At 52.6% G+C, this 19,662-nt stretch carries 18 protein-coding genes and 1 tRNA gene; 12 read left to right on the forward strand and 7 right to left on the reverse strand.

Annotated elements, in window-relative coordinates:
• Positions 1–337: 337 nt before the first annotated feature.
• A complete protein-coding gene (locus V7676_RS11470) occupies positions 338–1,300 on the forward strand; it encodes a LysR family transcriptional regulator (RefSeq protein ID WP_335659842.1) in 963 nt (320 codons plus the stop codon).
• Positions 1,301–1,555: 255 nt separating this feature from the next.
• Here the strand turns inward: V7676_RS11470 and V7676_RS11475 are convergent.
• A tRNA-Tyr gene (locus V7676_RS11475) sits at positions 1,556–1,641 on the reverse strand.
• 167 nt (positions 1,642–1,808) lie between these two features.
• Between V7676_RS11475 and rlmB the strand changes: the two genes are divergently transcribed.
• Positions 1,809–2,561: a 23S rRNA (guanosine(2251)-2'-O)-methyltransferase RlmB gene (gene rlmB, locus V7676_RS11480; RefSeq protein ID WP_335659843.1), complete on the forward strand. Its 753-nt coding sequence runs from the start codon at positions 1,809–1,811 to the stop codon at positions 2,559–2,561.
• 3 nt (positions 2,562–2,564) lie between these two features.
• Positions 2,565–3,473 (forward strand): hypothetical protein, encoded by a 909-nt coding sequence (locus tag V7676_RS11485; RefSeq protein WP_335659844.1) that lies wholly within the window; start codon positions 2,565–2,567, stop codon positions 3,471–3,473.
• Positions 3,474–3,540: 67 nt separating this feature from the next.
• On the opposite strand, the gene V7676_RS11490 is transcribed toward V7676_RS11485, so the two are convergent.
• A complete protein-coding gene (locus tag V7676_RS11490) occupies positions 3,541–3,858 on the reverse strand; it encodes a 2Fe-2S iron-sulfur cluster-binding protein (protein WP_335659845.1) in 318 nt (105 codons plus the stop codon).
• A gap of 103 nt (positions 3,859–3,961) precedes the next feature.
• On the opposite strand from V7676_RS11490, the gene V7676_RS11495 reads away from it, so the two are divergent.
• Entirely contained in the window at positions 3,962–4,579 is a 618-nt protein-coding gene (locus V7676_RS11495; RefSeq protein WP_335659846.1) for a DNA-3-methyladenine glycosylase family protein, read from the forward strand.
• A gap of 19 nt (positions 4,580–4,598) precedes the next feature.
• Here the strand turns inward: V7676_RS11495 and V7676_RS11500 are convergent, their stop codons facing one another.
• Positions 4,599–5,126 (reverse strand): hypothetical protein, encoded by a 528-nt coding sequence (locus tag V7676_RS11500; RefSeq protein ID WP_335659847.1) that lies wholly within the window; start codon positions 5,124–5,126, stop codon positions 4,599–4,601.
• A 353-nt stretch (positions 5,127–5,479) separates the two neighbouring features.
• On the opposite strand from V7676_RS11500, the gene V7676_RS11505 reads away from it, so the two are divergent.
• A complete protein-coding gene (locus V7676_RS11505; protein WP_335659848.1) occupies positions 5,480–6,322 on the forward strand; it encodes an SDR family oxidoreductase in 843 nt (280 codons plus the stop codon).
• Here V7676_RS11505 and V7676_RS11510 read toward each other — a convergent pair.
• Positions 6,319–6,615: a 4a-hydroxytetrahydrobiopterin dehydratase gene (locus tag V7676_RS11510; RefSeq protein ID WP_335659849.1), complete on the reverse strand. Its 297-nt coding sequence runs from the start codon at positions 6,613–6,615 to the stop codon at positions 6,319–6,321. The two genes, V7676_RS11505 and V7676_RS11510, sit on opposite strands and share 4 nt — an antisense overlap.
• Before the next feature lie 78 nt (positions 6,616–6,693).
• Between V7676_RS11510 and ccmA the strand changes: the two genes are divergently transcribed.
• The gene (ccmA, locus tag V7676_RS11515) at positions 6,694–7,308 is read left to right on the forward strand and encodes a heme ABC exporter ATP-binding protein CcmA (RefSeq protein WP_335659850.1); all 615 of its coding nucleotides are present in this window, start codon (positions 6,694–6,696) and stop codon (positions 7,306–7,308) included.
• Complete coding sequence (locus V7676_RS11520) at positions 7,308–7,955, forward strand: heme exporter protein CcmB (protein WP_442955436.1); 648 nt, start codon at positions 7,308–7,310, stop codon at positions 7,953–7,955. The genes ccmA and V7676_RS11520 overlap by 1 nt, the downstream gene beginning before the upstream one ends.
• Before the next feature lie 106 nt (positions 7,956–8,061).
• On the opposite strand, the gene katG is transcribed toward V7676_RS11520, so the two are convergent.
• Positions 8,062–10,278, reverse strand: coding sequence for a catalase/peroxidase HPI (gene katG / locus V7676_RS11525; RefSeq protein WP_335659852.1), 2,217 nt, complete (start codon positions 10,276–10,278; stop codon positions 8,062–8,064).
• A gap of 182 nt (positions 10,279–10,460) precedes the next feature.
• Positions 10,461–11,222 carry a competence/damage-inducible protein A gene (locus V7676_RS11530; RefSeq protein ID WP_335659853.1) on the reverse strand — a complete coding sequence of 254 codons (762 nt, stop codon included), beginning with the start codon at positions 11,220–11,222 and terminating at the stop codon, positions 10,461–10,463.
• 272 nt (positions 11,223–11,494) lie between these two features.
• On the opposite strand from V7676_RS11530, the gene map reads away from it, so the two are divergent.
• The 4 genes from map (at position 11,495) to glnA (ending at position 16,629) form a co-directional block, all read left to right on the forward strand.
• On the forward strand, positions 11,495–12,322 hold the full coding sequence (gene map / locus V7676_RS11535) for a type I methionyl aminopeptidase (protein WP_335659854.1): 828 nt from the start codon (positions 11,495–11,497) through the stop codon (positions 12,320–12,322).
• A gap of 95 nt (positions 12,323–12,417) precedes the next feature.
• Positions 12,418–14,592: a PQQ-dependent dehydrogenase, methanol/ethanol family gene (locus tag V7676_RS11540; protein ID WP_335659855.1), complete on the forward strand. Its 2,175-nt coding sequence runs from the start codon at positions 12,418–12,420 to the stop codon at positions 14,590–14,592.
• A 223-nt stretch (positions 14,593–14,815) separates the two neighbouring features.
• Positions 14,816–15,154, forward strand: coding sequence for a P-II family nitrogen regulator (locus tag V7676_RS11545; RefSeq protein WP_108811770.1), 339 nt, complete (start codon positions 14,816–14,818; stop codon positions 15,152–15,154).
• A gap of 62 nt (positions 15,155–15,216) precedes the next feature.
• A complete protein-coding gene (gene glnA, locus V7676_RS11550) occupies positions 15,217–16,629 on the forward strand; it encodes a type I glutamate--ammonia ligase (protein ID WP_335659856.1) in 1,413 nt (470 codons plus the stop codon).
• A gap of 109 nt (positions 16,630–16,738) precedes the next feature.
• Here the strand turns inward: glnA and V7676_RS11555 are convergent, their stop codons facing one another.
• The gene (locus V7676_RS11555) at positions 16,739–17,950 is read right to left on the reverse strand and encodes a CaiB/BaiF CoA transferase family protein (protein ID WP_335659857.1); all 1,212 of its coding nucleotides are present in this window, start codon (positions 17,948–17,950) and stop codon (positions 16,739–16,741) included.
• Positions 17,951–18,044: 94 nt separating this feature from the next.
• Between V7676_RS11555 and V7676_RS11560 the strand changes: the two genes are divergently transcribed.
• Positions 18,045–19,550 carry a hypothetical protein gene (locus V7676_RS11560; protein ID WP_335659858.1) on the forward strand — a complete coding sequence of 502 codons (1,506 nt, stop codon included), beginning with the start codon at positions 18,045–18,047 and terminating at the stop codon, positions 19,548–19,550.
• Positions 19,551–19,662 lie beyond the last annotated feature (112 nt).

A 19,662-nucleotide genomic window follows, 5' to 3' on the forward strand; every position in this document is an offset into this window, starting at 1 on the left:
AATGGGTAAAGCCGTCTCTACGCAAATGCGCGTAGCTGTTGCCTTGAAAAGCTGACCCAATGCTGGAAATTCAGCGCCGCGACGGTTCTAGGTGGAAGATCAGCGGGGTGTTAACAATACGCCACCCCGCTAATCAACGATGACTTCCCAATTACTGATGAATTGATGTAGGCTGTCAAATTGCGACCCGAAAGAAACCTCGAATTCCGTCGCTAATATAACAGAGTAATTGTTCGGTCCAATTTTATTGACTGATATGCTTTATTTGATTTAGTTATATACAAGAACCGATTTGTCATTCTGCGGCTAAGAAGAATGCGCCAACGAGCAGATATCCATGGACGGAAAAAAAAGCCTTCGGGCATTTAATCTTAATACGCTTCCTATTTTACGCGAAATATTAAGGCACGGCAGTGTCGGCAAAGCTGCAAAAGCGCTCGGCGTTTCACAGCCGGCGTTGAGCGCTGCGTTGAAGCAGCTCCGACATCAATTTGATGATGAGCTAGTTGTTCGGTCTAAGGGCGTAATGAAGCTTACAGCAAAAGCAGAAAGCATATTATCTCCACTTGAGCACGCGCTTGCTGCCCTTCAGGACATAATCGAACCCATTGAAGGTGATCTGAACAAGCCGAAAACTCTGCTGAAAATTGCCACTAATGACCATGTCATGGCATTATTAGGCGGCCCGCTTAGCCATTTGGTCTCGCACGATGGGATCAATATATTACCACAATTTCTAAGCGCTGGTGGGCACTCTGCGGAGCAGCTCGTTAGCGGGGAAATTGAATATGTTATCGCGCCAAAATTCGTGATGTTGAGCAGCGGGGTCAACGCCAATAATTTGAAGTCGATAAACTCCGAACCCTTGTTTGTCGAACCTATGGTTGGGATTGGACACCCAGAGGACAGCGCATTGTTGAGAGACCTGTCAATTGAGGAATATCTCCAACATCCCCATGCCAGTTTTGAAATAGACGCTAATCAAAATATCTCGATGGAACAGGCATTCCTGGCTGGTAATAGCTTGTTGCAGAACGATATCGTCCGTTTTTCCTGCTATGCAGCGATGCCTTCCACAATCATACAAACGCACTGCATAGCTCTGGTGCCAATCAGCCTGGCCAAGAGATTGGAAGCTTCAGCTAACATCGCCGTTTTCAAACCACCCATTGAATTTCCGCCAATCGAATGGACAATGATTTGGCACCGCCGAAATGATAATAATGACCAACACATCAAGTTTCGGACTCTTTTAAAGAGTTGCGCTATTCATGTGGCTGATATCGTCGGCAAACATTGAAGGCGACTTGGCAGCCGAGATACTTGAGGGCCCCCGAGACGGCCCTTTGAGATTTTGAGAAGCTTTACCGAGAATGTAACACCTGACTTCGTCAGGATATTTTCTGCGGTAAGCAATCCGTGCAATTTTCAGATTTCACTTAGTATATTTCAAAACAATTCCCACTGATTGGGAACCCTTTTATGTCGCCTCTGAGCGAGGATAAGATAAGGAAAATCAGTGACTTGCTGGCTTTATCCATCTCCCATGGGAGGCTGGTGGACAGGATAGGATTCGAACCTATGTACGCTTACACGGGCAGATTTACAGTCTGCTGCCTTTAACCACTCGGCCACCTGTCCATTTGGTTGCCTATCTTGCCCGTTCGTCGGCAAGATGCGGCTCAATGACGAAAGCTTTGCCCAGTGTCAATGCCTGCCCCTTTAAAATCGTATATTTGCTGTGGAAAAGGTCTTAAAATTATCCAAATAAAAGCTGTGCCATCGCCCCTGAAGCGCTAAGGAGCGATATGGCACGTAAAAATAGATCAGTGAAGAAAACCGGTAGCGGTTTGAAATTTTGGGGTCGGCATGCAGTGGAAGCTGCGCTGGCCAATCCGCATCGGTTCGTCAAAAAACTATCGGGTACACGCGAAGCTATCGCGACGCTGGATGTCCCTGAGGACCTCGCCGTCGTATATTGCGACGTTGCCGATCTTGGCCGGGTCATCCCGCGCGAAGCCCCGCATCAGGGGATGGTATTGGATGTTGATCCGTTGCCCGAGATTTGGCTAGGCGATCTGCTCGATAAGGTTGCCGAAAAGGGCCGCCCGATATTGGTACTCGATCAAGTGACAGACCCCCATAATGTCGGCGCTATATTGCGTTCCGCCGCCGCCTTTGATGCTGCCGCAATTGTAACTCAAGACCGCCATGCACCGCCCGAATCCGGCACCGTAGCAAAATCGGCCTCTGGCGCGCTGGAAATCATACCATGGGTACGGGTTGTCAATTTAGCGCGCGCGCTCGATGAAATTGCCGAAGCCGGTTACTGGCGCATCGGTATGGACGGCGATGCCGAAGAGACGCTGGGCAGCCTCATGGGGCAAAGTAAATTGGCTCTAGTGATGGGCGCTGAGGGCGAAGGTCTACGCCAAAATGTCGCGAGCCATTGTGACGTACTGGCACGTTTACCTATGGCACCGCAGATGGAGAGCCTGAACGTCTCCAATGCAGCGGCCATCGCGCTTTATGCCGAATATACACGAGATCGGGAGAGTTAGACGATGAAAGACATGTTCAAATTCGTGGCCGCTTTATGTGTACCATTATTGCTATCTGGATGTTTACTAATACCGGGAAAATTCGATTCCAAGATGGTGCTCAAGAATGACGGCCAATATACATTTTTCTATAATGGCGAGATGCAGATTTTTTCTGGAGATGACAAAGGCTTTGGCGGACGAAGCTATGCGGAGTTCGACCCCGATAGTGTAAAATGTTCGAACCAGATTGATAACGCGACCGGAGAGGTCACCCCGCTCGATTATGAAGATTATGCTTCATCCGATGATGATACCGAGGCTCCCTATCGCAATGAAGCCCGCGAATGCAGTAAAGAGGAAATTGCTGCCCGACGTGCTGAATATGAGGACGCCAACGCCCGGCACAAAAAAGAGGATGACGAAAAAGCCGCGATGATGGGTTCGATGTTCGGCGGTGCCGTTCCCGGTGATGACGAAAGTCTGAAGAAATTTGCCGAACAGCTCTCCAAATATGACGGCTGGAACAAGGTTAAATATGTCGGAAATAATCTGTTCGAGGTGGAATATGCCATTAGCGGCCGATTCGACCAGACATTCTCTTTCCCGTCCATACCCAGCGCCACCATGCAATTCCCGTTTGTGCAGATTATCCGGCGTAAAGGGAGAGAGCTGGAGATCCTGACCCCCGCTATGGCGGGTCCGGGCGGACTGTTCGGCGCAATGGCAATGAAAAATATCGGCGACAAGGAAATGCCTGAAATGTCGCCTATCGAAGGAACATTTGTGATCGAAACTGACGGTGAAGTTTTGACCAATAACAGCGCAGATGGCTATGTTAGCGATGGAACGAACAAGAGCATGACATGGAATGTCGGCGCGGGCGGCGTCTTAGGCGAAAGCCCTCGCGCCATTGTCAAACTGGCTCAATAGCAGACAAAACGACCAAAAAAAGGGAGCATATTATTGCTCCCTTTTTAATATCAAATTGTCGAAGAATTTAGTCTTCTTCGGCGATTTTTACTTTCAAACCATCAAGATCATCATTCATTTCAATCTGGCAGCTGAGGCGCGAAAATTCGTCACGGTGATCACTGCTTTCCAGCAAATCATCTTCGTCTTCGGTCATCGCTGGCAACTTGTCTTTCCAATCAGCATCGATATGCACATGGCAAGTTGCGCAAGAACAGCAACCGCCACAAAGCGCCAATAATTCGTCAAATCCATTATCGCGGATCGCTTCCATGACGTTTATGCCATTTTCGACAGTTACTGTTTTTTCTTCGCCGGATCGGTTGGTCACATGAATTGTTGGCATATAAACCCCTTAGGTTGTGTTATTTTAAAATCCGGCACGCTATGTTCGCTCGATCAAAAAGAATCAAGGCCGGAAACGGTCAATAACGCAAGGCAGCACCGCGATGGGCCTATCAAAAGAGATGATCAAGACTAGCCTTGATGCAATTCGCATTGTCGAACCCCGCCTAGGAGACGCGATTGGCGCAGCTGGCTATCCCGAACCACGGATTAATCCCGAAGGCTATCAGACTTTGCTGCGCACCATTGTCGGTCAACAGGTCAGCGTGGCTTCTGCCGCAGCTGTCTGGAATAAGCTGGAAGCCCTGTTGGGTGCTGGTTGCCCGGCAGAAGCGCTCATAGCAACTGATTTTGACGCATTACGCGCCTGCGGCCTGTCGCGCCAGAAACAGGGCTATGCACGTAGTCTGGCCGAGCTGATAATAACCGGCGAACTAGACCTCAGCAACCTCCCGCAAGATGATGAAGAAGCGATTGCACTGCTCACGCAGGTTAAAGGCATCGGCCGCTGGTCGGCGGAAATCTATCTGCTCTTCGCCTTGGGTCGCCCCGATATTTGGCCGGCGGGTGATCTGGCGATCCAAGCCGGCGTCGGCGACATATTGGGCCACGACACGCGGCCATCGGAAAAACAGCTCAGGGAAATTGCATTGCCTTGGTCACCCCATCGCGGGTCAATCGCGATTTTCATTTGGCATCATTACAATACGATGGTGATGTAACGCTTGGGGGAGAGGCAGGCTATTTTTTCAACCCGGGATTAAGCGCCAACACTTCTTCCATAAACGACCGCGGTTTTTTCCAGAATTTCGTCCGGCGATTGAACCTATACCCCAGAATAGCAATCACCTCGCTGGCAAAGTGAACACAGTTGCGCTTGTCGAGACTATAGCTTTTCTGAGGCATTTTGCGCCATTTGGCGATCACATCCAACAGCTCGCGATATTTATTATCTGCAACGGTAACGGTGAAATGGGGATTGCTGCTGGCAATATATTTGGCCTTGGGCGTCTCCACCTTGCCCTTGACCGACCCCCATAAGATTCCCGGAGAAACATTGACCGCTGTGAATCCAAAGCTGGTATCGACGGTCTCACCAGTCTCCAGCTTGCCCTTCAACACGAAGAAGGCGTGCGGAAAACTTTTACCGAAATCATGGGAGTAGAAAGTCACGGCCACTTGCGCCTGGGCCGGAACAGCTGCCATGAAAAGAGGGATAAGAACGGCTAGAACATGCAGCCGGAACATCATAAAAAACTGTCTTGTCACTTACTTATCTTCCCCGTTTTTAATCTGTTCATCCAACCAGCGTGCCGCCTGTTTGGGCGATTGCTTGTCCGCTTCGCGGTCGACCTTATAATTGGCCTCTCGCATATTATCCACCGTGATTGCGCTGACAAGCGCTTTGATGGCATTGCCTCTTAAGATGGGATTGCGCCATAATGACGGCTGAAATTTTAGAGACTAATGGCCGGACCGGAGGCAGCAGGGGTGGACGTCATCACGATCACTATTGACTAGCTTTCGGCAATATGTCCAATCGCTCTTGACCTGATGGTGAAAAACCGCTCGAATAAACATCAATGTCAATAAGACGATAGAAATTACGGGTGAAGACAATAATGGCACATCAAAGCGGACAGAAATCAATATTCATTACCGGCGGCGCGTCGGGATTGGGCCGTGAAGTCGCGCGTTATTTTGCCGAGCGGGGCTGGTTTGTCGGACTAGCCGATATTAATGATGATGGCCTCGCAGAAACAGCCGCCATGCTGCCTGAAGGCGCGAGTTCAATACATCATCTCGACGTGACAGACCGGAAGCAATGGACATCCGTTGTGGAGGAATTTGGGGCCATTACCGGCGAACAGATGACCGTGTTGTTCAACAATGCCGGCATTGGCACCGGCGGGCCAATTCAGGAAATGACGGATGAAGATATCGATCTGATGATCGCGATCAACTTTACCGGTGTCATTAGCGGTACCCGCGCCTGTTTCGATTTGCTCAAAGCCACGCCCGATAGCTGCGTCCTCTACACCGCCTCAGCCGCCGGTATTTACGGTGTTGCTGATCTCAGCATTTACAGCGCAACCAAATTTGCCGTCCGCGGTCTGGCCGAATCGCATGATATCGAATTCCGCAAATATGGTATCAAATCCCGATCTCTCATGCCCGGCTTTATTGATACGAATATCATTTCCGAAGTCGCCGAAGGATCGAACATGAGCGGCAAGGAAATGCTCGAATCCTCTGGCGTCCTGGTCAGCCCGATTTCCATTATCGGACCCGAAGCCTGGAAAGCCGTTCACGGCGATAAAGTCCACACGCCGGTCAATAAAATGGCGAAGCAGCTGGCCTTTGCGGCGCGCTGGATGCCCGGCCAGTTGCGCAAACAATCTGTCGCACTGACATCAAGCTTAGGTGAGATTTTAGCGGGTGCAGACCAACCGCCCAAAAGCTAAAGACAGGCTTCGATAATTTTTGCCAGATCAATATCGCGCTGCGATAATCCGCCTTTCTCGCCCGCATCATGGGTTGTGAGCAATATGTCCACCTTGTTATAAATATTGGACCATTCGGGATGATGATCGGCTTTCTCGGCATGCAGGGCTACACGGGTCATGAATGCAAAGGCTTCGGTAAAATCGGCAAATTTAAACTTGCGGCTAATCGCATCGCGGCGGCGGTCATATTCCCAGTCCGCCAATCCGGATAACGCCGCCTCGCGTTCCGCGTCATTCAATTGTGCAACCATATTTCCATACTCCTGACTTGGCTTTACTGTCGTTTCATGGCTTAAGCCTTTCCCATGAAGTCTGGGGTGTCAACTGAAATGCGTGATATACAAGGCAATGGCCTGCGCGCCGAAACATTGTCCTGCGTACGCGGCGACAAATTGCTGTTCCGGAATTTGAATTTTGCCTTAACCCCGGGACAGGCGGGGCTGATCACCGGCCCTAATGGCGTCGGCAAATCAAGCTTGCTGCGGCTTATCGCAGGGTTGCTGGACCCTTTTTCCGGAACGATTGAAACACCAGAATCGACTGCACTTTGCGATGACAGGATGGCTCTGGATGAAAACCTACCGCTTGGAAAAGCATTGCAATTTTGGGCAAGGCTCGATGGCAAGAACGCCGATCATTGCGATGCGGCTATGGCATCTGCAGGCATGAAACATCTCGCCGAAGTCCCGATCCGTTATTTCTCTACCGGTCAGCGGCAACGCGCGCGGCTCGCCCGAACATTTTTAACCGGTGCCAATTTGTGGCTTTTGGACGAACCAGCCAACGGCCTCGACAAAGCTTCTGTGGAATTGTTAGGCCGAACTTTGCAGGTCCATCTGGACCGCGGCGGCATGATATTGGCCGCGAGCCATATTGCCCTGCCGATAGCCTTTAACCTGTCACTGGAATTGACGGCAGTGGAACAATTGGATGCCCCGCTATGATCGGCGCGCTCAAGACCCTGATCTGGCGCGATGTCCGGCAAAGCTATACGAGCGGCGGGACTTGGCTGCCGGTGATTTTCTATCTTTCGGCCGCAACCTTATTCCCCTTTGCAGTGGGGCCAGATCGCGACTTGCTGCTCCAAACCGGTGGCGGAATATTATGGATCGCCGCCTTGCTTGCGACGTTGTTGCCGCTCGACCGGCTGGTGCAGCCTGATCTCGACAATGGACTTTACGATCAATTGCTGGTGCGCGGCCTCACGGACGAACTCATCGCCTTTGCCCGATTAATTTCGCATTGGCTGGCCTTTGGTCCGCCTTTACTCTTCGCGGCTTTCCTCGCCAGCGGATTAATGGGGCTTGAGGGGCAACCGCTCATCACCCTGCTCGCCAGCCTCGCCATCGCAACGCCAGCTCTTGCGGGACTGGCGGTGATGATCGCCGCTCTGACCGCTGGACTGAAAGGCGCAGGCGCACTGGGTGGATTGCTGCTTGTGCCGCTCGCCATCCCGCTGTTGATTTTCGGTGCGGGGAGCCTGCAGGATCAAAGCGGCAGCGCATTATTGTTTCTCGCCGCGATATCCCTGTTGCTGGTCGCAATTACGCCTTTTGCCGCTGGAGCAGCATTAAGTGCAGTTCGGGAATAAGCGTCGGCAGTAACCCAGTCCGTCCCTTCGCCTATCCTGATAAACGAAATGCCCACCGGCCGCGCGCAGCGCTACCAGTGGGCATTATTCATCGCAGAGCCGCCGTTTAGAAACGGTCGGCGTTCATAACTTTGGTCCAGGCTTTAGCAAAGTCGTTGACGAACATCTGGCCTGCGTCGTCGGCTGCATAGACTTCGGAAACCGCGCGCAATTCGGAATTCGATCCAAAGATCAGATCGACCGGGGTCGCGGTCCATACCAGATTTCCGCTATCACGGTTGCGGCCCTCGTAAAGCCCGGTTTTCGTCGCTGACTTCGACCATTGCGTCTTCATATCAAGCAGGTTGACGAAAAAGTCAGTGCTCAGCTGGCCGCGGCGGGAGGTAAATACCCCGTTGGTCGAGTTCCCCGCATTCGCACCGATCGCACGTAAACCACCAACCAGCACCGTCATCTCGGGCACGGTCAGGTTGAGCATGTCAGCCTTGTCGACCAACGCCGCCGCCGGATCAAGGTCGGCTTTCGCGGAATAATAGTTGCGAAAACCATCGGCCTTGGGCTCGAGATAAGCGAAGGATGCCGCATCAGTCTGTTCTTGCGTGGCATCGACACGTCCGGGTGTAAACGGCAGGGTGACCTTATGGCCGGCCTTGTCCGCTGCCTGCTCGACCGCTGCATTGCCGCCGAGTATGATCAGGTCGGCGAGCGAGACCTTCTTGCCACCCTTGGCGCTCTTGTTGAAATCCTTCTGGATCGCTTCCAGCTTGCCAAGCACTTTGGTCAGTTCCGCTTTGTCATTGACCGACCAGTCGCGCTGCGGAGCCAGCCGCAACCGCGCACCATTGCCACCACCGCGCATATCGGTGCCACGGAAGGTCGAAGCCGAGGCCCATGCAGTGCGCACCAGTTCAGGCGTCGCAAGGCCGGAAGCCAGGATTTTCGACTTGAGCTGCGTCACATCCGCATCGCCGATCATGGCATAGTCCGCTGCCGGCAGCGGATCCTGCCAAGTGAAAGTCTGGCTCGGCGAGTCCTTTCCGACATAGCGGGCCGACGGGCCGAGGTCGCGGTGAGTCAGCTTGAACCACGCACGCGCGAAAGCATCCTTGAACTCCTCGGGATTGTCGTGGAAACGCTGGGAGATCACGCGGAAACCGGGATCTTCTTTCAGTGCGATATCGGTAGTGAACATGATCGGCGCATGGGTCTTGCCCTTGACATGGGCATCGGGGACCAAATTGGCGGCAGAGGGAGCACTGGGGATCCATTGTGTCGCTCCGGCCGGGCTCTTCGCCTTGACCCAATCGAAACGGAACAGATTGTCGAAATACTGGGTCGTGAAAGCAATCGGGTTAGACGTCCACGCCCCTTCCAGACCGCTGGAAATCGTATCCTCGGCGTTACCCTTGCCGCACTTGCTTTCCCAGCCCAATCCCTGTTTTTCGATTCCGGCAGCGGATGGTTCCGGGGCCAGGCATTCGTCAGGTTTATGTGCACCATGCGCTTTGCCGAACGTGTGACCACCAGCAATCAGCGCCAGCGTTTCCTCGTCGTTCATTGCCATATTGCCAAAGGCACGGCGAATATCGGCAGCGGCCGAAAGCGGATCATGATTGCCGTTCGGACCTTCCGGATTGACGTAAATCAGTCCCATTTGCGTCGCAGCGAGCGAACCCTTGAGATTGCCTTTGCCGTCCCGGCGATTATCGGTCAGCATCTTGGCTTCCGGGCCCCAGTAGACCATGTCCGGCTGCCATGCGTCGACGCGGCCGCCGGCAAAGCCGATGGTCTTGAAGCCCATATCTTCGAGCGAAACATTGCCGGCCAGCACCATCAGGTCACCCCAGGACAGCTTGCGGCCATATTTCTGCTTGATCGGCCAGACCAGACGGCGCGCCTTGTCGAGGCTGATATTGTCGGGCCAGCTATTGAGCGGTTCAAAACGCTGTTCTCCGCCATCCGAGCCGCCGCGTCCGTCACCGACGCGGTAGGTGCCGGCACTATGCCAAGCCATACGGATGAAGAAGGGACCGTAATGACCATAGTCAGCCGGCCACCAATCCTGCGAAGTGGTAAGAACCTTGCGGATGTCCTCCTTGACAGCATCAAGGTCCAGCGAGGCGAATTCGGCGGCATAGTCATAGTCTGCGCCATAGGGATTGGACTGGGCTTCGTGCTGGCGAAGCGCTGCAAGGTCGAGATTCTGTGGCCACCAGTCCTTGTTGGACATCACGGTCTGCTCTGCATGGGCGGGGCTGGCGAACAGCACCGGCGTCATCGATGCAGCCAATAAGGCGAACAGCGACACTTTAGATTTGGTCATATTTCTCTCCTTTGAATTTTCGAACCTGATTTTAGGCTCATCAGAAGAGATAATATAATCAGTAAATTTCCTGAGAGTGATCGGACCGACCGATCAACGTCGCGTCGAGACAACATTGTCGCAGAAGCGTGAGGATAGACGGTGAGCGGATGGTAAAAATTACGGGGCTGATCCTGCCCACCCTAAATTCCGCCGTCGGTCACTTCATAGCCAGCTTCTTCCAATCCCGCTTTCAACGCCACGCGGCATGTTTCGAGATCATGTGGCTCGGTCGATCGTATGACAAAATTGGCGCCGACCGTGCCGTTACGGAAAAACGGATAGCTTCCAATTGCGCAGCTTTCATACGCCTTTTCCGCAACTCGCAATATATCGGCAATCTCGCTTTCCGGAGCCCAGGCACCCAGCGTGACAGACAATAAAGGCGCGCCGCCTTCCAGCGTTCCGGTCAGCGCATCAAGCATCCCGGCAGTAATATGCGGCACACCAGCCATCAGGAACAAATTGCCGATCATGATTCCAGGAGCACCAGACATGCGGTTTTCGATTAGCTCGGCCCCATAGGGTACCCTCGCCATGCGCAAGCGGCCTTCGTTAAGCCCGCCTTTATCAGCATAATAATTTTCAAGTATCGCGCGCGCGGTCGGGTGAATTACCACATCCACACCCAGCGCCTTGGAAATGGCATCGACCGTGATATCATCATGGGTCGGGCCGATCCCGCCGGTAGTAAACAGATAATCATTGCGCACGCGCAGGATATTCACAGCCTCTGCAATGGCATCCATATCATCAGCAATCACGCGTACCTCGCCGAGCCTGATGCCTTGCACATTCAGCCATTTTGCGACCTGCGCGATATTTTTGTCCTGCGTCCGGCCAGAAAGGATTTCGTCACCAATGATGATCAGCGCTGCGGTATAGATTCGTGATTTTTCAGTCATACCAACTCTATAGAGCGAATGCCCGTGGATAGGGAACAGCAAAGATCATCCATCCTGAAATCAAGGGGAGCTAGCGCGCAGGGCGGACATTACTGGCAAAGTCTGCGGTATAATCAGCGCGCGGTGGCCGTGCGACATTCCGGGGCGTGATCGACTTCCAGACGGGGTCGCTGCCTAGCCGGCCACGTTTAATTTATGTTGGTTAATTTAGGCCAAACAGCGTTACAATTTCAGGTATCGCCAAACTGACCCTCAATAGCTATATATCACCCATGACTGATTATTTGACTGTAGAAGAAGCCACCCCGCACAACCGGACTGGCGCGATTAAACTTCATGGGCCGGAAGGTTTCGAGGGCATGCGCAAAGCCGGACGGCTCGCTGCTGAAATTCTCGATGCGCTCGTGCCGCATGTGGTACCCGGTATAACGACCGGAGCACTCGACGATATGGTCCGCGTCCATGCTTTTCGTGAAGGTGCTGTGCCCGCCACACTGGGCTATCGCGGTTTCACCCACAGCTGTTGCACCTCGATCAACCATGTCGTTTGCCACGGTATTCCGGGCGATAAAAAACTGAAAGAAGGCGATATCGTCAATATCGATGTCACAGTTATCGTCGATGGCTGGCACGGCGATACCAGCCGCATGTTTCTGGTCGGCAAAGTACCGGTAAAGGCGGCAAAGCTGGTACAAAATACCTATGAATGTTTGATGCTCGGTATCGAACAAGCCAAACCGGGTAACCGGATGGGCGATGTCGCCCATGCGATCCAGACCCATGCGGAAGGCAACCGCTATAGCGTCGTGCGCGATTTTTGCGGCCATGGTCTTGGTCAGATGTTCCATGATGCCCCCGAAGTTGTCCATGCCGGACGCCCTGGCACCGGCCCGGAACTGCGCCCCGGCATGTTTTTCACGATCGAGCCGATGATTAACATCGGCAAATATGCCGTAAAAATGCTCGAAGACGGCTGGACCGCGGTGACCCGTGATCGTTCGCTGACCGCACAATTTGAACATAGTATCGGTATTACCGAAACCGGATGCGAAATATTCACCAAAAGCCCTGCTGGTCTGGATTGCCCGCCCTATACATAAACAGGCATCAGCCTTGACCGCAGCGCCCAAATTTAGCTAGTCCGTTAAATCAAGGTTAAATCCAAGCAGGTTTGGCCCGCTCGGGAGAAGTAAAGATGCGTCGTTTAGGACTATTTTTTGCAACATGTCTGCTGGCCGCGTGCCAAAACCAGACTGTGAATGAGAGCAGCACAGCGACCGCAAATGAGGATGCTGAATGGAGCAATATCGGCTTCGATTCCAAGGAACAACGCCATAGTCCTCTCGATCAGATAAACGAAAATAATGTAGGTGAGCTTGGCATTGTCTGGTTCAAAGACCTGCCCGATGCGCGCGGACAAGAAGCAACTCCGGTGGTCGTGGATGGAAGGCTTTATATCTCGACTGCCTGGTCCAAAATTTTTGCCTATGATGCAAAAACCGGCAAAGAAATCTGGTCCTATGACCCTGAAGTATCAGGTGCAAAGGCCGTTGATGCTTGTTGCGATGTGGTCAATCGCGGCATCGCCATTTCCCGCGGCAGAATATTTTTTGGCACGATAGATGGCCGGCTCATCTCGCTGGACGCCAATACTGGTGCGCGGCTTTGGGAAACCCAGACCACCGACAATAGCAAACCCTATACGATTACCGGCGCGCCGCGCGTAGTCAAAAATATGGTGCTCATTGGCAATGGCGGAGCCGAATTTGGCGTGCGCGGATATGTTACTGCTTATAACATATCCGATGGCAACGAAAAATGGCGGTTCTACACTGTGCCCAATCCCGAGGGTAAAGCCGATGGCGCAGCCAGTGACGAGGTTTTTGCAAAAGCCGCCAGTAAGACCTGGGGCGATGGCGAGTGGAAAGAGTCAGGCGGCGGCGGAACGGTCTGGGACAGCATCGTCTATGATGAAGAACTGGATCAGCTCTATTTCGGTGTAGGCAACGGCAATCCGTGGAATCATGGACTACGTTCCGGCGGAGAAGGGGATAATTTATTCCTGTCCTCGATTGTCGCTGTAAATCCCGATACCGGAAAATATCTCTGGCATTATCAGGAAACACCGGCGGAATCGTGGGATTATACCGCGACCCAGCATATCATCATCGCCGAAGTGGATTGGCCCGTTGCCATCAAAAATAGCGCGAAGGACAAGTCCCCCGTATCAACCTTAACAGAAAAGCGCAAAGTGCTGTTTCATGCGCCCAAAAACGGCTTTTTCTTTGTGATCGACCGGACCAATGGCCGACTGATGAGCGCGCAGCCCTATGTCGAGAATATCAATTGGGCCGAAGGCTACGATATGAAAACCGGCCGTCCGATCGAAAATCCGGACGCGCGGTTCTACAAAACCGGTAAGCCCTTTGTTGCGATTCCGGGCGCATTGGGTGCCCATAACTGGCATCCGATGAGCTATAATCCAGCCACCGGGCTCGTCTATATTCCGGCCCAGCAAATCCCGCAGGGCTATGAAGTTCCGACCTCTGATATTGATAAAAAACGCGACCGGCTGGGCTTTAATGTCGGGATCGGCTGGGCGGTTGGCCAGCTGCCCGATGACAAGGATATCTATAAGGCTGCTATTGCTGCCACCACGGGCAAGCTGGTAGCCTTTGACCCCAAGGCCGGTAAGGTTGCATGGTCGGTTGATTATCCAGCCGCTTGGAATGGCGGTACTATGACAACCGCTGGTAATCTTGTGTTTCAGGGCACTAGCTTAGGGCTGTTCAAAGCCTATGCCGCGGATAGTGGCAAAGAGCTTTTGAGCATGGATATGCAGTCCGGTATTGTCGCGGCACCTTCCACCTATATGATCGATGGCGAACAATATATCGCGTTCCTCACCAGCAAAGGCGGCGCCTTTCCATTGGTAGCGGGAGTTGCGGGCGGAGCATCCCGCAAAATTCCCAACATCCCGCGACTGGTGGTGATGAAACTAGGCGGCAAAACCACCCTGCCCGCGCTACCAAAGAAAGACGAAATTGTCTGGAACCCGCCAGAACCAACCGGCACACCGGAACAGGTGGCCGAGGGTAAGGCGTTATACGGCCGCTTTTGCCTCGTCTGTCATGGCGACAGTGCGGTGGGCAATGGCTTCACCCCTGACCTGCGTGTCTCGGGCACATTGCCCAGCGCGGAAGCATGGGCCTCCGTCATTACCGGCGGGGCGCTGAAACAACATGGCATGGTGAGCTTCTTGACGCAGCTAAAGGCCAATCAGGTTGAAGCGTTACGCCATTATGTGATTGACCGGTCCAACTGGACCAAGGCCCATGTCGCCGAAGATACCGCCCCTGTCGCACGTTAGACGGGGCGGGAGATTGCTGCCTAAAATTTAGGCTGCGTCGTTCAAAATTGCCTGTTTTTTGGACGGCATTGAAAGTCTCTTCATTTGCCTTTAGCAGTTTATCAGCGATTCTTTTCCCTATTCCAATCTGGCATGGTAATTGAATTGTTCTGGGCAAGTGCGCCCGACTCTGGTGCCGCATGCGTGCGCCAGAGAAAAAGCAAACGGGACAGGGACGATTAAAATGAAAAAGATCGAAGCGATCATCAAGCCTTTCAAACTCGACGAAGTTAAAGAGGCGCTTCATGAAGTTGGGGTATCCGGCATCACCGTTACTGAAGCCAAGGGTTTTGGCCGCCAAAAGGGCCATACCGAACTTTATCGCGGCGCGGAATATGTCGTGGATTTCCTGCCCAAGGTGAAGCTGGAAGTCGTTGTCGATGACAATCTGGCCGAACGGGTTGTCGAGGCCATCTCGACCGCCGCCCAAACCGGCCGCATCGGCGATGGCAAAATATTCGTCATTCCTGTCGAATCAGCGCTGCGCATCCGGACCGGTGAACGCGATAGCGATGCCATTTAATCTTCGCCTCTCAATAAATTTAAACCAACAACCAAACCAAAACTAAACCAAGGACAATATAAATGGGCAATACAGCTGCAGATATCATCAAACTGGTTAAGGAACATGAGATCGAATGGATCGATGTTCGCTTCACCGACCCACGTGGCAAATGGCAGCACCTGTCCATGTGCGCCGAAGTTGTAGACGAGGACATGCTGGAAGAAGGCTTTATGTTTGACGGCTCTTCGATCGAAGGCTGGAAAGCGATTAACGAATCCGACATGATCCTGCGCCCTGATCTCGACGCGATGTATATGGATCCATTTTCCGCGACACCGATGATGATATTGGTTTGCGATATTGTCGAACCCGGTGATGGATCGCTTTATAGCCGTGACCCGCGCTCAACCGCGAAACGTGCCGAAGCCTATCTGAAGTCCACCGGCATTGGTGATACAATCTATGTCGGACCAGAACCTGAATTTTTCATGTTTGACGATGTGAAATTCGGATCCGGCTATGACCGTTCCGGTTTCCAAATCGACGATATCGAGCTTCCAACCAACAGCGGCCGTGAATATGAAATCGGCAATATGGGCCACCGTCCCGGCGTAAAAGGCGGCTATTTTCCTGTAGCTCCAGTCGACAGCGCCGTGGACATTCGCGCTGAAATGGTCGCCACCATGATGGAAATGGGCCTGCCCATGGACAAGCACCACCATGAAGTGGCCGCTGCGCAGCATGAACTGGGTATTACCTTTGGTACATTGGTTGAAACCGCTGACCGCGTGCAGGTTTATAAATATGTCGTGCAGCAAGTTGCGCATGCTTATGGCAAAACAGCGACGTTCATGCCGAAGCCAATTAAAGAAGATAATGGCTCGGGCATGCACACCCACATGTCGATCTGGAAGGAAGGCAGCCCGCTTTTCGCCGGAAACGAATATGCTGGCCTGTCGGAAATGTGCCTCCACTATATCGGTGGTGTGATCAAACATGCCAAAGCGGTCAACGCATTTTCCAACCCGACCACGAACAGCTATAAACGCCTCGTTCCCGGCTTTGAAGCCCCTGTATTGCTGGCCTATTCCAGCCGTAACCGGTCTGCTTCTTGCCGTATTCCATATGGTGCTGGCGATAAAGCGAAGCGGGTTGAATTCCGGTTCCCTGATCCGCTTGCCAACCCGTATCTGTCAGCAGCAGCGCTGTTGATGGCCGGTCTTGACGGTATCCAGAATAAAATCCATCCCGGTGAAGCGATGGACAAAAACCTCTATGACCTGCCACCAGCAGAGCTAGCAGAAGTACCAACGGTTTGTGGTTCGCTGCGTGAAGCGCTCGAAGCGTTGGAAGCCGATAATGAATTCCTGCTTAAAGGCGATGTCTTTACCAAGGATCAGATTGAAGCTTATGCCGAACTGAAATGGGAAGAAGTCAGCCGCTGGGAAACAGCCCCAAGCCCGGTTGAGTTTGAAATGTATTATTCTTCTTGATCAACGGCACGGTCCGTTAGCGCGGTTCGTACATGACAAAATAAAACCCGGGGCAAGCAATTGCTCCGGGTTTTTTATGACACTAGATTGGGACTGGCTTTAGCGCGATTCAATCCGCCTTTTTAGGATGTCCGATAGCATTTCTGATCTCGTCATTATCCGCACCCAATATCGGCGGATCGGCATAGACATTGGCCGGACTGGCTGAATAATAAACCGGATGTTTGATCGAACGATATTTGCCGGCTTTCTTGCCCTCACGCTCGGTCCAGAAGCCAACTTGTTCCAAATGCGGATCAGAGAGCACGTCAGCAATCTGGTTATAGCGCATGGCCGGGATATTATGTTCATCCATCAGTACCAACCATTCGTCAGTGGTTTTGGTCGCCGCAATTTCCTCGATCAGGGCGTAGAGCGCTGTAATATTCTTCGTGCGTTCGGAATAGGTTGCAAAACGGGGTTCGTCAAAAACACCCGGTTTCCCGCCCAGCTCAAAAAACTTTTCCCATTGTCCGTCACTATAGGGAACCAAGCCAATATATCCGTCTTTGGTCGGATAAGGCTTGCGATTAGGATTAACCGATCGGCTATAGGCAAGACGGCCATTGCCAGGAATAAATGTCTCGCCCCACAGATTTTCGACCATGTTAAACCAGGTAAAGGCTTCAAACATCGGCACTTCCACGAACTGGCCCTCGCCGGTTTTCTCTTTATGGTACATGGCAGCAAGCGTGGCATTGACTGCAAAAAGGCCGATGGTTTTATCTGCAATTAGCGATGGTGCGTAGAGCGGCCGTCCGTTATCGCCGCGCATCTCGAACAGGGATGCAAAGCCGGAGGCACACTGGATCAGATCATCATAAGCCTGCCGGTGTGAATAGTCCCCGCCTTGGCCAAAGCCCGCACAATGAACATATACGATGCCCGGATTAATCGCCTTAACCGCTTCATAGTCAAGCCCCAGCCGCTCCATCCCTGCCATCCGGACATTGTGAAAAAACACATCAGCATGTTTCAGCAGCTCCATGATGACCGCCTTGTCGTCGTCGTCTTTCGCATTGATCGTGATCGATTTCTTGTTGCGATTGAGCGCGGTAAAAATGGGCCCCAAATCACCGGTAGGACTATCGCCGGCATGGCGCATCATATCGCCGGCAAACTTGCCCTGATCATTCTCAATCTTGATGACATCTGCCCCCATATCGGCAAAGTTTAATGTAGCAAAAGGACCAAGGACAACCGTAGACATGTCCACAATTTTCAAGCCCTTTAAAGGCCCGGTTGGTTCCACATCCCATTTCAGTTCCGGCCATCCGCTCATCGCTATTTCCTCAATTTACCAGGTGCATCCATCAACCTGTCTGTTATCAGTTTTAACTGATCAATGAACTTTTAATTTAGAGGGACTAACAAGCATGGCTATTTTGGATCGGCAAGCACCAGTATTAATAGGCGTTGGCGAAGCAAGCGGACAATCTCTGGGTCTCGAATGGCCATCCCCCGTTGATCTGGCATCCGCAGCGGTCAAGGCCGCGCTTACAGATAGTGGTGCAGCCGGAAAACTTGCAGCCTCGATCGATTGCCTGCTCGCCACCCGCCTGTTTCAGGACAGCGGCGTAATGCATCAATATGGATCACCAGACAATCTACCCGATGCCATAGCGCAGGCATCGGGGCTCGATCCTGCGCAGCTCGTCTATGGTGATGTCGGCGGTCAAAGCCCGCAAAAACATATTAACGAACTGGCCATCCAGCTTTATGAAGGGAAGATCAAATCCGCCATAGTCTGCGGTTCTGAAGCCATTGGCACAGTGAAACGGGCCCGTAAATCCGGCCATGAGATGGACTGGAATCAGCCTTCGGACCGTGACTTTATCGACAAGCGTACGGATTTCTCAATCCTTACCAAATATGAAATACGCCACGGCATTATCTCCATGCCCATAGCTTATGGCTTACTAGAAAATGCGCGGCGCAACCGTCTGAATATGGACCGCGCAAGCTATGCCAAAGATATGGCCGCTTTATGGTCTGCTTTTTCCACTGTTTCGACTTCTCGCGAGCATGCCCAATTTGCAAAAAACTGGAGCGCGGAAGAATTGCTGCAAGATGGCGGCGGCAATTATCAGTTAAACGATCCCTATCGCCGCTGGATGGTCGCGCAGGATGCTGTCGCATTAGGCGGGGCGGTGATCCTGACCACCGCCGGTCATGCAGCCGATCTCGGCATTGCAGAAGATAGGTTGGTGTTTCTCCATAGCGGCGCAGATTCAAGTGCGCCCCTTATCAGCGAACAGATAGACCTGTCGCGGTCCCCTGCCATTGACTGGGCCGTGGGCAAAGCGTTGGACCTTGCCGATTTGAATGCCGGTGATATCGGTCCAATCGATATTTATAGCTGTTTCCCTGTTGCCGTATCGCTGGCAATAGAGGCGCTGAAGCAGCCGGACCGCTCGCTTTCGAGCTATACATTGACCGGCGGGTTGAGCTTTTTCGGTGGTCCCGGTAATAGTTACAGCACCCATGCCATTGTGGCCATGATTCAGACCCTCCGCAAAGATGGCAGCAAGCCCGGCATGATCTCGGCCAATGGCGGCGCGATCAGCAAGGAATCGGTTGGCATTTATGCCGCACAGCCAGTGAAAGCAGGCTGGACACCGGACTTGATCGCCACGCCCAATTACATGGGGCCCGACAAAGGCACTAAACCAGCCCATTTCATGTCGGGAGACAGCATCATCAAAAGCTATGTCCTGCCCTATGTGAAGGGAGTCGCTGGCGCGGCGACGCTTTGGTTGCAAGATGAGAACGGAATTCCGTGCATCGGATTGCTGGAAAACACGCCGGAAAACACCGACCTGATTGGCAAGACCGTGACGATCAAGTCGGACGGAAAACGCAACCACGCGGTTCTTGTATGAGCAACTTGGGGTTCGCCCGCACAAGCTACCCGACTAGGGTAGAGTGAGCCAAGCGCTTTCCTACAAGGCCGCCGCCATGCTATTCTAATCACGCTCTTTCTCAGCTTTGAAT

The sequence above is a fragment of the Parasphingorhabdus sp. genome (assembly GCF_036963805.1).
Taxonomy (GTDB): Bacteria; Pseudomonadota; Alphaproteobacteria; order Sphingomonadales; family Sphingomonadaceae; genus Parasphingorhabdus.

Excerpts from the sequence above, each read along its gene's own strand:
- V7676_RS11470 (WP_335659842.1), top strand. The coding sequence starts at position 338 with ATGGACGGAAAAAAAAGCCTTCGGGCATTTAATCTTAATACGCTTCCT.
- V7676_RS11490 (WP_335659845.1), bottom strand. The coding sequence starts at position 3,858 with ATGCCAACAATTCATGTGACCAACCGATCCGGCGAAGAAAAAACAGTA.
- V7676_RS11540 (WP_335659855.1), top strand. The coding sequence starts at position 12,418 with ATGCGTCGTTTAGGACTATTTTTTGCAACATGTCTGCTGGCCGCGTGC.
- V7676_RS11510 (WP_335659849.1), bottom strand. The coding sequence starts at position 6,615 with ATGGTTGCACAATTGAATGACGCGGAACGCGAGGCGGCGTTATCCGGA.
- V7676_RS11555 (WP_335659857.1), bottom strand. The coding sequence starts at position 17,950 with ATGAGCGGATGGCCGGAACTGAAATGGGATGTGGAACCAACCGGGCCT.
- katG (WP_335659852.1), bottom strand. The coding sequence starts at position 10,278 with ATGACCAAATCTAAAGTGTCGCTGTTCGCCTTATTGGCTGCATCGATG.
- V7676_RS11485 (WP_335659844.1), top strand. The coding sequence starts at position 2,565 with ATGAAAGACATGTTCAAATTCGTGGCCGCTTTATGTGTACCATTATTG.
- ccmA (WP_335659850.1), top strand. The coding sequence starts at position 6,694 with ATGCGTGATATACAAGGCAATGGCCTGCGCGCCGAAACATTGTCCTGC.
- V7676_RS11545 (WP_108811770.1), top strand. The coding sequence starts at position 14,816 with ATGAAAAAGATCGAAGCGATCATCAAGCCTTTCAAACTCGACGAAGTT.
- V7676_RS11495 (WP_335659846.1), top strand. The coding sequence starts at position 3,962 with ATGGGCCTATCAAAAGAGATGATCAAGACTAGCCTTGATGCAATTCGC.
- V7676_RS11560 (WP_335659858.1), top strand. The coding sequence starts at position 18,045 with ATGGCTATTTTGGATCGGCAAGCACCAGTATTAATAGGCGTTGGCGAA.
- V7676_RS11505 (WP_335659848.1), top strand. The coding sequence starts at position 5,480 with ATGGCACATCAAAGCGGACAGAAATCAATATTCATTACCGGCGGCGCG.
- rlmB (WP_335659843.1), top strand. The coding sequence starts at position 1,809 with ATGGCACGTAAAAATAGATCAGTGAAGAAAACCGGTAGCGGTTTGAAA.
- V7676_RS11530 (WP_335659853.1), bottom strand. The coding sequence starts at position 11,222 with ATGACTGAAAAATCACGAATCTATACCGCAGCGCTGATCATCATTGGT.
- glnA (WP_335659856.1), top strand. The coding sequence starts at position 15,217 with ATGGGCAATACAGCTGCAGATATCATCAAACTGGTTAAGGAACATGAG.
- map (WP_335659854.1), top strand. The coding sequence starts at position 11,495 with ATGACTGATTATTTGACTGTAGAAGAAGCCACCCCGCACAACCGGACT.